The 15,207-nt window shown below is 42.1% G+C and carries 10 protein-coding genes; 5 read left to right on the top strand and 5 right to left on the bottom strand.

Features of this window, described 5'->3' with window-relative positions; all coding sequences use genetic code 11:
- Positions 1–104: 104 nt before the first annotated feature.
- Complete coding sequence (locus FW759_RS03150; RefSeq protein WP_062845418.1) at positions 105–761, bottom strand: OmpA family protein; 657 nt, start codon at positions 759–761, stop codon at positions 105–107.
- A 453-nt stretch (positions 762–1,214) separates the two neighbouring features.
- On the opposite strand from FW759_RS03150, the gene FW759_RS03145 reads away from it, so the two are divergent.
- The 5 genes from FW759_RS03145 to minE all read left to right on the top strand — a co-directional run bounded on the left by FW759_RS03145 (position 1,215) and on the right by minE (position 5,951).
- On the top strand, positions 1,215–2,168 hold the full coding sequence (locus tag FW759_RS03145) for an acyltransferase (RefSeq protein ID WP_446442171.1): 954 nt from the start codon (positions 1,215–1,217) through the stop codon (positions 2,166–2,168).
- 238 nt (positions 2,169–2,406) lie between these two features.
- Complete coding sequence (locus FW759_RS03140; RefSeq protein WP_446442170.1) at positions 2,407–3,498, top strand: hypothetical protein; 1,092 nt, start codon at positions 2,407–2,409, stop codon at positions 3,496–3,498.
- Between the two features lie 104 nt (positions 3,499–3,602).
- Positions 3,603–4,430: a septum site-determining protein MinC gene (minC, locus tag FW759_RS03135; protein ID WP_446442169.1), complete on the top strand. Its 828-nt coding sequence runs from the start codon at positions 3,603–3,605 to the stop codon at positions 4,428–4,430.
- Positions 4,431–4,845: 415 nt separating this feature from the next.
- A complete protein-coding gene (gene minD, locus FW759_RS03130; RefSeq protein WP_062845422.1) occupies positions 4,846–5,658 on the top strand; it encodes a septum site-determining protein MinD in 813 nt (270 codons plus the stop codon).
- 2 nt (positions 5,659–5,660) lie between these two features.
- Entirely contained in the window at positions 5,661–5,951 is a 291-nt protein-coding gene (gene minE / locus FW759_RS03125; protein ID WP_062846006.1) for a cell division topological specificity factor MinE, read from the top strand.
- Positions 5,952–6,074: 123 nt separating this feature from the next.
- On the opposite strand, the gene FW759_RS03120 is transcribed toward minE, so the two are convergent.
- The 4 genes from FW759_RS03120 to FW759_RS03105 form a co-directional block, all read right to left on the bottom strand.
- Entirely contained in the window at positions 6,075–6,602 is a 528-nt protein-coding gene (locus FW759_RS03120) for a cytochrome b (RefSeq protein ID WP_446442168.1), read from the bottom strand.
- A gap of 148 nt (positions 6,603–6,750) precedes the next feature.
- Positions 6,751–7,257, bottom strand: coding sequence for a hypothetical protein (locus tag FW759_RS03115; RefSeq protein WP_443566377.1), 507 nt, complete (start codon positions 7,255–7,257; stop codon positions 6,751–6,753).
- Positions 7,258–7,274: 17 nt separating this feature from the next.
- Positions 7,275–8,279 (bottom strand): chemotaxis protein CheB, encoded by a 1,005-nt coding sequence (locus FW759_RS03110; RefSeq protein WP_446442167.1) that lies wholly within the window; start codon positions 8,277–8,279, stop codon positions 7,275–7,277.
- The gene (locus FW759_RS03105) at positions 8,269–15,192 is read right to left on the bottom strand and encodes an Hpt domain-containing protein (RefSeq protein ID WP_446442166.1); all 6,924 of its coding nucleotides are present in this window, start codon (positions 15,190–15,192) and stop codon (positions 8,269–8,271) included. Before FW759_RS03105 ends, FW759_RS03110 begins: the two co-directional genes overlap by 11 nt.
- Between the last annotated feature and the right edge of the window lie 15 nt (positions 15,193–15,207).

Here is a 15,207-nt window from a genome sequence, read left to right as displayed (position 1 = left end):
TTGATGGTCAAACGTTACCCATAAAAAAAGACCAGCTGGTTGCTGATCTTTTTTGGATATAACTGATAGGTATTATATAAATGGTAATTATAGAAAACTATAGATTAGTTAACACTTTGTGGTGAGTTGATGGTTAGCTCAACACGACGGTTTTGCTGACGACCACTTTCAGTGTTGTTACTAGCGATTGGACGGGTTTGACCATAAGCAATCACATTGATACGGTTAGAAGCAACACCTTGAGCGGTTAGGTAGTTAGCGACTGAATAAGCACGATCACGTGACAGACCCATGTTATAAGACGCAGAACCCGTGCTATCTGTATGACCAGCGATGTTTACCGTGGTTTTGTTGTATTGGTTCATCGTTTGTGCAAGCTTGCTAAGCGTAGGCTTGAATGATGAGTTTAGTGTTGCATCATCAAAGGCAAACGTAATGCTACCTGGCATAACTAAGTCGATGTTACCTGTGGTTGGGTTTTGCTCAACTGATACACCAGTACCAGCCATTTGTTGCTCAAGTTGCTTGGCTTGACGCTCCATGTAATAACCAACGCCTGCACCTAGAGCTGCGCCGATAGCTGCATCACGACCAGTTTTGTCACCACCAGTTGCTTTAGAGATCGTTGCGCCACCTGCAGCACCTACTAGAGTACCAAGTGCTGTTTTATTTAAACGCTGTTGTCCAGTGTTTGGATCAGTAGTACAACCACTAAGAGCCAAGCCTGATGCTACTGCTGCAATCATTAATGTATTACGCATAATCGTTCCTCTTAAGCTTAAAAGTTATAGACACTAAATAGATAGACACTAAATAGATAGACACTAACATAGACAGGTAGGCACTAACTAAATAGTTGCTAAGTTATAAGTACAATGTGCTTTTTATAAATATTTGGTATTAATTCCTTCTAGGTGCATATATGCACTCGTCATTATTATGGCAATTACATTCTAATTATGTGTAATATTTTGTCACATCTATGTATAACATCTATATATAAACATTCGATCAGAATTTGAAGAACATCATCATGCTTATCCTATTTATAACGCCTCACACCTTTATTATCATCAGTCACGTTTACACTCGTACACTAGGATAGGTTTCTGCTAAAATTACGCTATAGCATTAGATATGATAAAAAGCGGTAATATACGACACCCGTAACCGATAGTTTATATACTAATAAGATTGACCGAAAAGGATCTAGCATGCGACTGACATCTACTATCAAAAACATACACAAACGTAATCCTAAGCTAGGAAAAGCCGTCTCACTTGCCACAGCAACAGGGGTCATCGCCGCTAATAGTATCAGCTGTAGTATTCCCTTATGGTTCATGGGTGTTGGTAAGATACTGACTGGCGCATCGATTGCCGATAAAACTGTGATTAAAATCACCAATCATTGGATTAGTAGCAATAATGCGTTAATCGATAATATGTTGCCAAGAAAAGACTGGCGCATTCAATTACCCGATGACGTCAATACTAATGGCAAATACCTACTCGTCAGCAACCATCAGTCTTGGGTCGATACCAGTATTGTGCAGTACATTAGCGAAAAGCGCCTACCATTGACCCGGTTTTTTACCAAGTTTGAGCTGATTTATATTCCGATAGTGGGTCAAGCTTTTTACTTTTTAGACTTCCCAATGATGCGTCGTTATTCTAAAGAAGCCGTCGCAAAAAACCCTGCCCTAAAAGGCAAAGACATTGAGGAAGCCAAGCGGGCTTGCACATTATTAAAAAACAAGCCATTTACCTTGCTAAACTATTTAGAGGGTACGCGCTTCACTAAGACCAAACATGATCTACAAAAGTCTCCTTATACGCACTTGCTTAAGCCAAGAGCAGGCGGTCTATCGCTGGCTATTAACGCGTTAGGAGCAGATATCGATGGCATGCTAGATATGACCATTGTTTATCCAGATGGCGTGCCAACTTATGGCGATCTATGGAAAGGGAACATCAAGCGCTTGGGGGTTGATGTCAGACACATCAAGATACCGGATGATTTATTTGCTGGTATTCAAAACGGTGGCTACGAAAATGACCCTGCAATCAAAGCGCAAATGTTTGAATGGGTTGAACAAATATGGCGCGAAAAGGATCAATTGATTACAGACATGCTGGCTGAGTTTGAAACAGCGCCTACTGCTTAAGAGTTGAGAGTATCGAGGCGGTTTAGACAATAGTAAACATGGCTGGGTTAAATGATGGCGCTTAAAATGGTCAGGACTAATGTGTAATTATCATAAAAGATAGGTTGTTTTTTGCCCCTATTCATTGATAATGTGAGAAGTCATAAACCTATGATTTTTTGCCCTCTCATTATTCAATAGCCACGTTTCTATTTACGTCGCTATTTTTTGTGTTATTCATTCTCTATAAGGTTTGTCTGTGCCCGCCTCCTCTACTACTAGCCCGCATCTAGACTCAGCAACCGTGCCGAATCGATCATCCTATCTGTCAGATGATGAACCGCCACGACCAAATCGCCATAAGCCAAGTCGGTTACGGCTCACTTATGATATTGTGATGATTATCGCCATCAGTATTGATCTCTTATTGATTAGTATTGATGCCATCTTGATGAGTGATTTTAGCCACAATGCTGCTGCCTGGCTGACCATTGGCACAGCGCTTGATTGGTACCAAAATACGTTGCATGAGCCTTTACGTACGGCTGGTGGGTTTTTTACCGTGTTTTTAATTGTTGAGCTACTACTACGCTGGGCCGTTGCGATTAAACAAAAAATCTATTATCGCTGGTTCTTTTTTCCTTTTGTACATTGGTACGAGGTATTGGGCTGCTTTCCGCAACTGCGAGCCTTACGCTTGTTTCGAGCGGTGATTATTGGTAGACGCCTGTATCAGCTCGGCTACCAAGTACTGCCGCAACCATGGATCAACCGCATCAAATTCTACATCAACCTTTTGTTAGAAGAGCTGTCTGATCGCGTCATATTAACGACCATTCAGAATTTTCGGCAGCAGTTGACCGACCCTAATACGCATAAATCGTTTATTGAATCTACCATTGCGCGCAATCGTGGCGAGATAGAAGCGGCATTATTGTCTGTCCTGCGCCAAGAGCTTGCACCAAAACTTCAGGAACTGACCGCCTCTTCAGGTAGTGGTGTCTTAGCGACTGAAGTGGGTAATGCTATTGAAGAAGGCTTGGCCAACACCCCTGAATTGCGCCGCTATCTACGCATGATACCTATTGCTGGTAGCTTGATCGAATCGCAGTTGCAGCATATAGGTCATAATGTAGGCGAAAACGTCGTTTACGCCTTGAATAAGCGTCTTCTTGACCCTGAGCGTCTCGATTCACTGATGGTGGCTATTGCCAGTGGCGTCGCAAAAATAGACACAGACAACACAGCCCTAAATACGTTGATCTCTAGTATCATTGATGACAGTTTGACCGAATTTGAAGCACAAGTAAAAGTACAGCATTGGAAGCACCAAGACATGCTCGACTTATAATGCTGACTATTATATGACTCGACAATAAAACCAATAATAGCGTCGACTCAAAATAAAAATGCCACCGAATACACAGCGACAAGATTATCTTTGAGGATTTATATATGACCATCCAAACCAATGACCATCAGACTTCAAGCGCTGCAACAGCGTTGGCATTTTATGGCAAAATGCTGACCTTTTCTCGCGTGCAGTTCAGTACAGATGATCTGAGTATTATTGAGGCTGAACTTGCCAAAACACTGAGTAATAAATCGAGCAATATTCCCGTTTTAATCGATAGTGACGTTGAGCAGGATTTGTCGGCGTTGGTAGAATTATTATGGTCATGGGGTCTACAGCCTATTGGCGTCGTTACAGGTATCTTAGATGAGCAAGCACGCGCACAGCGTTTGGCCATATTCCCCGCCGATGGCAAACGTATCGAACGTATTGTCTCTAACAAAAAACCACCTGCTAAAGTCAGCGAAACGCCAGATATTCAAAGTGGCGAGACCACTACGACAAGTCATGACACTGCTGCAACCAGTGACGCAGCACGTGAAACAACTATATCGACTGTCACAGCAGAAACATTGGTGAGTGCTGAGCATATTACCAGTCTGTTCTATGATCAAATGCTACGCTCAGGTCAGAGCCTCAACCACGTTGGTGGCGACTTAATCTTGACCAATAGTGTCAATAGTGGCGCAGAAGCCATCACTGACAATAGCTTACATGTTTATGGCCGTGCTCAAGGTCGGTTGGTGGCAGGGGCAACAGGCGATAAAGATGCTCGTATTTTCTGTCAAGTATTTAACCCGACACTGGTTTCAGTGGCAGGTACTTACTGCTTGCGAGACAACCTACCTGAGCATGTGATTGATAAGTCAGTACAAGTGAGGTTTGTCGAGGGTGAAGGTTTGGTATTTACTGTTATGGACAATGCTTAAACCAAAAAATTGTTCTTTATCACAGATGTTTCAGTTATTTTTCAGCAAAATACGCTAGAAATCTTCGATAAAAAACTTTTGAATGGTTATATCAATATTATAGTAAGTTTATTTAACAAAAATGTTCTATGATGAATCTCTAGCTCTGCCACTATTTGCAGAGTCCATGAGCGTTTATTTTACTGTTTACAAGATGCCCAATCGTCAGACCAATTTTGGGCAGTAACGCCTTGTAAATTATCTATAAGTTGTTTTTTGCTTTAGTATAGACTTGCTATAATTTTATGTTTATTTATGCTAGGCTAGCTTCGCAGATAGCTCATACATTGTATGTGTCGTCACCTCGTGTATGAGCAATAGTAAATTGCGTTATTCATATAAAAGATATCCCATTGATTCATAGGAGTGTGCCATTGTGGCGAAGATAGTTGTAATCACTTCAGGTAAAGGCGGTGTGGGAAAAACCACAACAAGTGCCTCTTTTGCTGCCGGTTTAGCGTTGCGTGGCTATAAAACAGTCGTTATCGATTTTGATGTAGGTCTACGTAATCTAGACTTGATCATGGGTTGTGAGAACCGAATTGTTTATGACTTCGTTGATGTCATCACTGGTAGTGCCCGTTTGTCGCAAGCGCTTGTCAAAGACAAACAGCTAGAAAATTTATACATCCTTCCTGCCAGTCAAACGCGTGACAAAGACGCACTGACAGATGAAGGTGTGGCAGAAGTTATGACAGAGCTGTCTAAACAGTTCGACTATATCATCTGTGACTCGCCTGCTGGTATCGAGCGTGGTGCACAATTGGCTATGTATCATGCGGATGAGGCCATCATTGTCACCAACCCTGAGATTTCTTCAGTGCGTGACTCAGATCGCATCATTGGTATTTTGCAAAGCCAGACAAAAAAGGTAGAAGAAAACCAAGGTTCAGTCCGTGAGCATCTGGTCATCACTCGTTATAATGCCGAACGTGCCGCTGCTAATGAAATGATGGATATTGATACCATTTCTAATGATATCTTGAAAGTGCCTTTACTTGGTGTGATTCCTGAAAGCCATTCAGTTCTAGAAGCATCTAACCATGGTGAGCCAGTCATTCATTATACCGATTCTATCGCTGGTCAGTGTTATGATGATATCGTTGCCCGTTTCTTAGGCGAAGAACGTCCTTTGCGTCACATTGACGTGAAGAAAAAGAGTTTATTGCAGCGCTGGTTTGGAGGTTAATAATGACTAAGAAAAAAGGATTTTGGAGTAGCCTATTTGGTACTGATGACAGCAATAGCGCAGGCAGTGCTAATTTGGCTACTGAACGCCTCAAGGTTATCGTGGCTAGCGAAAATCGGTTGAACAATCGCCTCACTGCTGATCGTATCGAAAAGATGAAACGTGAAATACTCGAAGTGGTCAATAAGTACGTGAATGGCGTTCAGATAGATGATGTGAATATCAATCATCGTTCTGAGGACAGCTTAGATGTCTTAGAGATGAACATCAGCTTACCTGAACACAAAAAATAAGCTTATCAAAGTATCCGTTATTGATGCTTTGATAACGTATTAAAAAAGCCCCCAGTATGATACTGAGGGCTTTTTTATTGTGTGTCTAGTACAGGTGTCAATCAGTCGCTAATGAAGCATTCACTATTTCATGCGTGCGATTAAATTGTCTTTTTTGATGAACTGATGGTATAAAGCCGCACCAATATGGGCAAGCGTAAACGTAATGATAGCAGGCCAGATAATACCCGTGTGCAAATCATTATAAAAGCGCGCCAAACCTCTATCTGGCGTAACAAATACGGGGATCTCAAATAAGCCAAAAATATCCACTGGTCGTCCACCATAAACCGACATCAACAACCCTGCAATTGGCATCGCAATCAATAGAGCATACAGTCCAAAATGTGTTAAGTGGGCCAATAAAGCTTGCCAATTCGGCATTGGCACAGATGGTGGCGCTTTGGTCAATAGGCGGTTAATCACCCGTGCTATCATCCAACACAGTAAACTGATACCAAACGCTTTGTGTAATCCGATGTAAAAACCATTATCAAGATTTTCGTATAACAGTATCATCGACCACGTGACCAGTAATAAAACCGCACTGATCCAATGGAAAATACGACTACTGACTGACCATTTTGACAAACTTACCTCTGTGTTTCTCATGAGCTGTCCTATTACCCTCATCATTAGTTATCTATTATCAATGATATAGACCAAACAGCGACTCATTATTCATTCAATAGTTAAGGATAATTGAATGGATTGAGCTATGATCTCTGGCGCGAAGACCATTCCAAACCTAAATAAGAAACTAGCTATCCAAATCAATCAATTGATAAGCAATATTATCTAGGTCTGGCACCAAGTACACTTTATCATCAATCATAACGGCTTGAAAAAGATAGGATAGCACAACGTTTTCGTCAAGCGGTATCATCGCTTCTGAGTTATCTGCAATCTTTGTATTATTGAACGATTCTGGCAGCTCAATATCTTTGACTTCAGCAATACGGGCTTGTAATTGTTGAAGCTCGCCTGCCGTTTGTAATGCTAAGCGATGACTCGATGTATTACCTTCTAATACAATCATCTTATCTGGTGTCTCATTTTTTGGTAATAAATGAAACACAACTACGTCCTGTTGCTGCCAGTCGTACAACGAAGTACGCTCATCGTAATCGTCTACACTCAAGATCAAACTACTAGGAATCAGCCAATCAGGTTGGTTAAATGCTGGGACAATTGTGACATCAAGCATCCCATTATTGGTGGTCAGTAAGCTCACTGCTTCAAACGAATGTTTCAAGATTTTTTTCATATGTCGCTCACCATAAGTTAAGACAAAGAGGCAGTCACTGCCTGTTCACTAATATAATCTGTCAATTTTTTCGCTAAATCGGCTGGACTACCGATAAAATCGCAATATCCTGAGTCAATAATAGCTTGAGGCTGACTGGGACAAGCACTTAAACTTGGATCTTGCACCCACAATTGGCTATGATTGTCTTGAATAAGATCTAAATATTGAGAACCATCGTTGCCCATACCAGAAAATATAATATTGATAAGCTCACTACCATACACATCACTGGTGTTTTTGAGGATCTGTCCAATGGCTGGTTTGTACTCGCCAACCCACTCTTGTTCTAATAATATCACTCGACCTGTCGAATCACAGACAATCTGTCGATCAATCGGCACGATAAGACATTGACCTGCCCGCAGTCGCTGTGAAGAAGTAATGATATGACAAGGCCAATCATTATGGCGATTCAATACGCGTGGTAAAGTACCAATCATGGCGTTATTAAAATGATGGGCCAATAACAGACAAACGGGCAGCATGGGCGACAAATTATCCAAGAATTCTTTGATCGCACTAGGTCCACCCATAGAGGCACCTAAAAATACTACGTATTGCCACTCTCTATCTCTATTCTCATTTTTTTGAACTGGCACATCGATTAAAGTGGGTAAAGCCAGTGTATGCGCCAGTTTGCGTTTGAGCTTACGCTGCCATTTGGCATATTGCCATGCCTCATTCAGATAAGGCGCTTGGCTAAATCCTATCAAAATAGCCGCCGCTTTGGAGCCCGTCGTTGCCGCAACTATATTGTCATCGTAGTCACTGTCTATCAGCCAGATATCAATCGCTGGATCTATAAGCTCGCTTTTTTTTCGTAACTGTTCTTGTGACATACAGCCCACAAGGATTAGGCCAAAACTACGCACGGTATCCGAAAACGCCATGCGCTGGTGATGGTCTTCTGCAATGACCATCACCTTAACACTTTCTTTGTTTTTTTCTTTTAGTTCTAACCTACTGGCACTATCCTTCATGAGTCAAGCTGACCTCTTTACCCAGTATTCTCTGGATTTTATTTAGTAGCTCTTGTTCTTGGAATGGTTTACCCATGTAATCGTTTACACCAATCTCCAAAGCACGCTCACGATGCTTCTCACCCGTACGTGATGTGATCATGATAATTGGGATATGTTTCAAATGCTTATTATGTCTGACCTGAGTTGCCACCTCAAAACCATCCATGCGCGGCATTTCAATATCTAGTAGTATCATATCTGGTGTCGTGTCTTGTAATATATCAATCGCATCGATACCATCTTTTGCAACCACCACATTGAACCCTTGACGCTCTAAGAAACGCGACGTTACTTTACGTACAGTCACTGAGTCATCAACCACTAAGATGGTTGACTTAGACTCTATACGCCCGCGCTTAAAATCATCAGCGTTTGAGAGGTTTCTCCCTAGTTGTACATTACGCATTAATGCAATCAGGTCTAAGATCAGCATGACTGAGCCATCACCCATAATAGTTGCAGCGGAAACCCCTGGTATATGAGACAACTGCTGTCCTAAGGGTTTTACCACCACTTCAATACGAGAGCCTGCGATTTGATCGACTTGCAGAGCAATATTATGACCAGTACGGTTCTTAATAAGAATCAGCGGTAGACTGGTATTGGTGTTGACGACCAACTCATTGAGTTTATTACCGGATAAAATCTCATTTAAGTAGCGCACTCGATAGTCAACATCTTCAAAGCTTAATGTGGCCTCATTTGATTGATAATAATCATAAAGCTTCTCTGGGTTGACACGCACCACACGCTCAATTTGCACCAAAGGTATGGCGTAGTAACGATCTGCTGCTCGAACCACCAACGCATCAGACACCGCAACTGTTAGTGGCAAACGCATCGTAAAATGCGACCCTTTGCCAAGTTCTGAGACAACCGATACAACGCCGCCCAGTTGACGAATTTCGCTAATGACCACATCCATACCTACACCGCGACCTGAAATCTGGGTCACTTGTGTGCTGGTACTTAGTCCTGCATTGAAGATGTACTGCATGACATCAAGATCAGTAAGGCTATTATCATTTGCATCAATAAGACCTTGAGCAATCGCCTTGCTACGTACCGCTTCTACATCGATTCCACGACCATCATCTATCAGCTGAATAACAATCTCACTACCTTCGCGATGTACTTCAAGCGTGATATGCCCACTGCGCTCCTTGCCTGCCTTTAGGCGCGTTGAAGTGTTTTCGATACCATGGTCAACCGCATTACGTAGCATATGCTCAAGTGGCGAGGTAATACGCTCTAGAATGGTTCTATCCATTTCATCATCGGCATTGATGATTGTCAACTCAACAGACTTATTAAGCTCATTGGCAGTCTGACGTACGATACGCTCAAGGCGCGGCGTCAAACGCGTAAACGGTACCATACGCGAATTCATGAGACCATCTTGCAGCTCGGTTTGCGTACGCGATAGCTGTAATAGCAAACTTTCGCTATCACGGGTCTTTTCTAATAATGTGTGATTAATATCAATCAAATCTGAGGCAGATTCTGTCAAAGATTTTGATAGCTGATTCAAAGACGAATATTGATCCATTTCTAGCGGGTCAAAATCTTCATTATTAATCAGCTCATCATCGATTTGCGATAGTATTTGTGCTTCCAGCTCAATCTCCATTCGGCGTAACTGATCAGCCAGTCGCTGTACAGTGATGCCCATATCCTCAATACTGTTGGTCAAGCTACTGATACCCATATCGATACGAGCGCGGTTAATGGCTGACTCTCCAGATAGATTGATCATATGCTCAATCAGACCGCCTGAGATACGAATCATCTCATTACTGCTCACACTCTGATCGTCCTCAGTAACACTACTACTGAGCATGGAGGGCATCTCGCTAATATCTTTTGCCAAATACTGGGAGTCTTGCTTTTCTTTAGCAATAAGAATCGCTTCTCGCTGTGCTTGTAATGACTCTTTCGGGATATGCTTTAACCCGTCAGGATTTTTGCTAAACAGCTGCAATGCTTCGATTAACAAGCCTGGAACCGGCGGATTGACATTTTGTCTAAGAACAGACACTGCATCTGCAAGCCAATCATGGCTTGCCACTAACAATTCAACCACCTTTTTAGTGGCAGGGCGGCGACCATCTACAAAATCCTTGTAGACCGCTTCCATTTCGTGAGCCAGATCGGCAATACCACTCGCTGTCACCATTCGCGCACCACCCTTAATGGTATGCAAGTCACGCTGGAGTGCCTGTATCACAGTGGTATTGCTCGTATCTTTTAAGAATATAGGCAGATATTTGTTGCGGTTGGTTAACTCTTCTGCTTCTTCTAAAAATACCGCCAAAATGTCAGGGTCGGGCAAACCATTCGCCCATGACTGCTTAATCATTCTATCTAAGCTGATAGTGTCAGACACGTCATCGATACTTTGAACGGGGTTAGCAGCTGTATTATAAGTGTCCGCTTCAAGATTGTTTTTTGGGTTTGGTATGATGAGTTCTACTATCTCTGGCAATACTTTTGCTTTTTCAAACTGCTGGAGCTGCTCAATAAGTTCTGAGGTAAAGAATGATTTGTTGTGATTCACCATATGCGTTACTTGCAAAGATATGGTATCTTGCACTCGTTGCATAATCTCTAACCACTGCACGGTTGGCGCTTTTCTGTTTTCTACGAAGGCTTCATAGATACTTTCCGCTTCATGCGTCAGATCGCCAATACTGCGGATACCTGCCATTCGTGCACCACCTTTGATGGTGTGCAAATGTCGCTGTAAGACTTTTAATGCGTTGATATTGCTAATATCTGCACGCCACTTATTAAAGCTTTCGTCTAACGCTGTATCCAGCTCCTGCGCCTCTTCTAAAAAGATCTCTAGTAGCTCAGCATCGGTATCAATAGATTCAAGTTGTATGTCTGGTACTGACACAGTACGAACAATAAAAGCGTCTTCATTATCGTGCTCATCTGCTTGGTAAATACTTTGCAAATCTTCGAGTACTTGTTTGTCTATTTTTAATGAGGTACTACCAGCCAATGCATCGAACAATCCCACTAACTGAGCATGTCCAGCGTGTAGTATGGCTTGAGTGTCTGTATCTTTTACTTTATTAAGATGATCGTGCAAATAGGCATAAGCATGACCAAGCTCAGTTAGGATGGCCGTAAATTTTGGAAAGTTTTTTGCCTTATCAGATAAATGCTTTATTTGTGATATTTGTTGCTCTATATAATCTTGAACTTGCTCTATTTCAGAATGATTGAGCGCATTGTCCAATTCCCACTCAGCATCTAACAACTCGTCAATATTGTTGTCTAATAGCTGTGCTATCGTCGGTTTGTTATCAGATATGTCTTCCGTTTCTTTAACAGAGTCTTTTCCACTAAGCATGGCTTGCAATGATGCTAGGTCTTGCTGACTTTGCGTATCTTGCATCTGCATGTCTTGTATCTGGAAGTTTTGTTCATAGCTATGCAAATAACCATTCATCAACGTAGACGATTTGGCCAAAGCCTCTAAATGCTGAGTGTTCATGGCTATATCTTGTTGCTGCAACTGCTCTAAGCTCTGCTCAATAGTTGCACTAACTTCGCTAATAGCAGCCAGTGCACTAGAACCAGAAGCTCCTCTCAACGTATGAAATGCCCGTACAATATCATCTGTGACTTCAATATGAGTTTGATCTTGATGCACATCAACGAATCGATCAATATCGCGTAACAATCCTTCTGCCTCGTCGATAAAAATCTCAAAAAATGCTTTTTCTTGCTCACTTTGAGGGATTAGAACAATGGGAGCTTCTGCGATCATTTCATTCACAGAGTTGATGTTTTGCAATGCGATATCTATCTCTTCGTTATCCTCTTCTAATTCAGCCAACAATATTGAATCTTTACTGTCTTTATCTTCAAGATCGTTTGTCACTTGTTCCCATTGCTTGGCAGATAACTCAGCATAACTAAAGGCATCACCTTGCTGTTTGCTGTAGGCATTCGCACAAGCAATCCATAGAGGTACCATAGCAGGATAATTTTGCTTGTTGTTTTCAAATACATTTAGCATGGTCGGGTAAGCAGCTAATACCTCTGTAACCAGCTGACACATATCATCAGTCACAGTAATACTACGATCCAAGAGACGATTGAGCATATTTTCTATGGCCCAAGCCAGCTCAGCAGTATAGTGAGCACCCACCATGCGACCTGATCCCTTTAAGGTATGGAACCCTCGGCGGATATCTGTCAGCCCACTTAAATCTGTAGGAGACAGTTGCCAATACTCATACAAAGGAAGTATTTCAGCCAATACTTCCTTGGCTTCTTCTATAAATATTTCTTTAATATCAGGATCTGCATCGCTTGCCTCGGCTGGCAACTGCTCAGCTTCTTGCATAAAAGGCATGAGTACTGCTGGAATCTCAGAAATCGATAAAGGTTTTAACACATCTCTTTCATCATGCTTTGTTAGGTGAGACTCACTAACTGCACTAAGTATTTCAGATGTTTCTACATGGTCAGTTGGATTTGATACTTCAAACTCTAAGCCATCTTCTAGTCCAAAAGGAGCGTCATCTGATTCTACTTGTTGGTCTATTAGAATGGTATCAGAGATAGCAAGACCTGTATTGATGGGCTGCTTTGCGATTAGATTTTGACTTTTTAAAACGATGACTGCTGGATCTAAGCTTGGCGCTCGCTGTGCCTCAAAATCTGCGAGCAATATAGGCAGACTGCCTACAGTTTCTGTGACCAGATTAACCACGTTATCTGTGACAGCCAAAGTATGGTCTAACAAGCGGTTGAGCAAACTTTCAATTGACCAAGCCATTTCACTAATACTAAAAGCACCAACCATACGGCCTGAACCTTTTAGGGTATGGAAACCTCGGCGCACCTCAGTAAGTGGGGTCAAATCTTGTTTGTCTTGCTGCCAGATAGGCAGAAAGTCTGTGAGGTCAGTGATGACATCCGTCACTTCTTCAATAAAGATGTCGCGAATCTCTGCGTCCATCTCGAAACTATCCGCTTTAATGGCTGCGCGAACTTGTGCTAAAGCTGCACTCTCTGTCTTATTGCGGATATCAGACGTGTCTTGCTCTTTTATACTTTGATCGTCTGTATCGGTTAAAATCTGCGCAGTTAAGTGCGGATGACTAACCGGAGAAATCTCACCATTATCATCATAACGAAGGACGTCAGTTGCGACAGGTTTTTGAGTCAAAAAGGTGTCGTCAATTTTCTCTGGTGCCTCAATGTAAAGCGCAAGTAGCTGTGCAGCTCGAGCGTTATATTCATTTGCTTGTGTTAATACTGTTTCGTCAAAAACTTGTTGGGCAAGATAATCAAGCAACAGCTCAATAGAAGTCAATGCCTCCGCCAATGACTGCGTGACATCCCAGCTGAGCACCTCAATATTATGAGTGACCAATTGCGTAAATATACCGGCCACGTCCTCGATGGTTTGACGCACGGTTGGCAAACCTATATCAGCAAAAGATTCGCCAATACGAGCAAATTCAGCCTCACTTGGCAATAAATGAATATTTTGACGTTGCAAGTAATCATTAAAACTTTGCTTTACTTCTTCTACCGCGATGCGCAGCTCACGTAAGTCTTCACCAGGAGTGTTGGCATCATAGCTATCTGGCGCTTGCGTATCGACACGATAAGGCAATTCAGATGACGAAACAAAAGAGGCGGCACCTCCTATTTTAAGAGATATCGTCTGTTCTGTATTATAAATAGCGTCATATAACGCTTGCAGCTTTTGCTCAATTTGCCACTGTACTTGTACGAACCCTGTCTCTGAAGATAAAGCCTGCTCTATCTCTATCAGGAGTGTCTCAACTTGTAACCCATAATACGTCCAGCCTCGACCTTCAAGTTGGTTCTTTATTTTTTGCAAAGGAACTAATAGCGCTTGAGGTTCATCGAGATTAAAAATGAGGGTTTCAAGGGCGCTGAGGATTCGCGGTAAAAAGCGGGACGCTGTCGATGTATTCTGCGACAAGTGACTCAATACTGATTGAGTACGCTCGCTACTTGTTGTCAGACCACTCAACTCAATATAGACGTTTATGATCAAATTTTTGATAAAATTAGACAACACCTCATCAGAGTGTTGATTGAAAGGCGCAATGGCTTGCTCAAGCTGATTTAATAATGCAGCATAGTGTTCAGGTAGAGGCGTATTATTGCGTGCAAGATCTCTCAACCATATTTCAGTTAAATACCAGAGGTGTTTTACTTCTCTGTTCTGTGTGGTCTGCCACAAGTACTGACTAACCTTTTCTAAAACTGCCAACAAAGAGGGTTGGTTGGTATTGGTCACCAATAAGGTTTGTACTTGCTTTCGCCAGACTAGAAGTAACTGTTGATAATGATGGTCAGTCAGATCAGCGGTCACGCTACTTGCTGGTATTATGGCCTCAATACTATCGAAAATAGTATCTTCGATAAGGTGACTGTATGCTTTCTCATACTGACTACCAATGAAGTGCAGAGGCAAGTTTGTCGTTATACCCAATTTCGACAGCGTTTGGGCGAGCCCTTCCACTGTTTTCTGAATTAAATCACTATGATAACTACCTGTATGCGAATATTGGTTTAGCTCGCGCTGCAACAATTTATGAGAGAACTGACCAATACGGCTGTGATAAGTAGAGAGGCCTTCACGGCCGATGGATTGTGCCAATAAACCTAAATGACTGGCAAGATTGGCAAGTAAAGGAAGACGAGCCATGGTGAGAGCACCACTTACTTGGTGATAGCTCTCTACTATCTGATCTTGATTAATGTCATCAGTCCCTGATTGCCAGCCATCAGATATCTGTGATAATTGTTGATTAAACAGTGGTAACAACCACTCAAGCGTCACTATGTTATTGGGCTGGTTTTTCATAGATTGATCCTAACT

The organism is Psychrobacter sp. 1176_08 (assembly GCF_052850615.1).
Note: the sequence above shows the minus strand (reverse complement) of the source record. Positions and strands in the feature narration are given on the sequence as shown.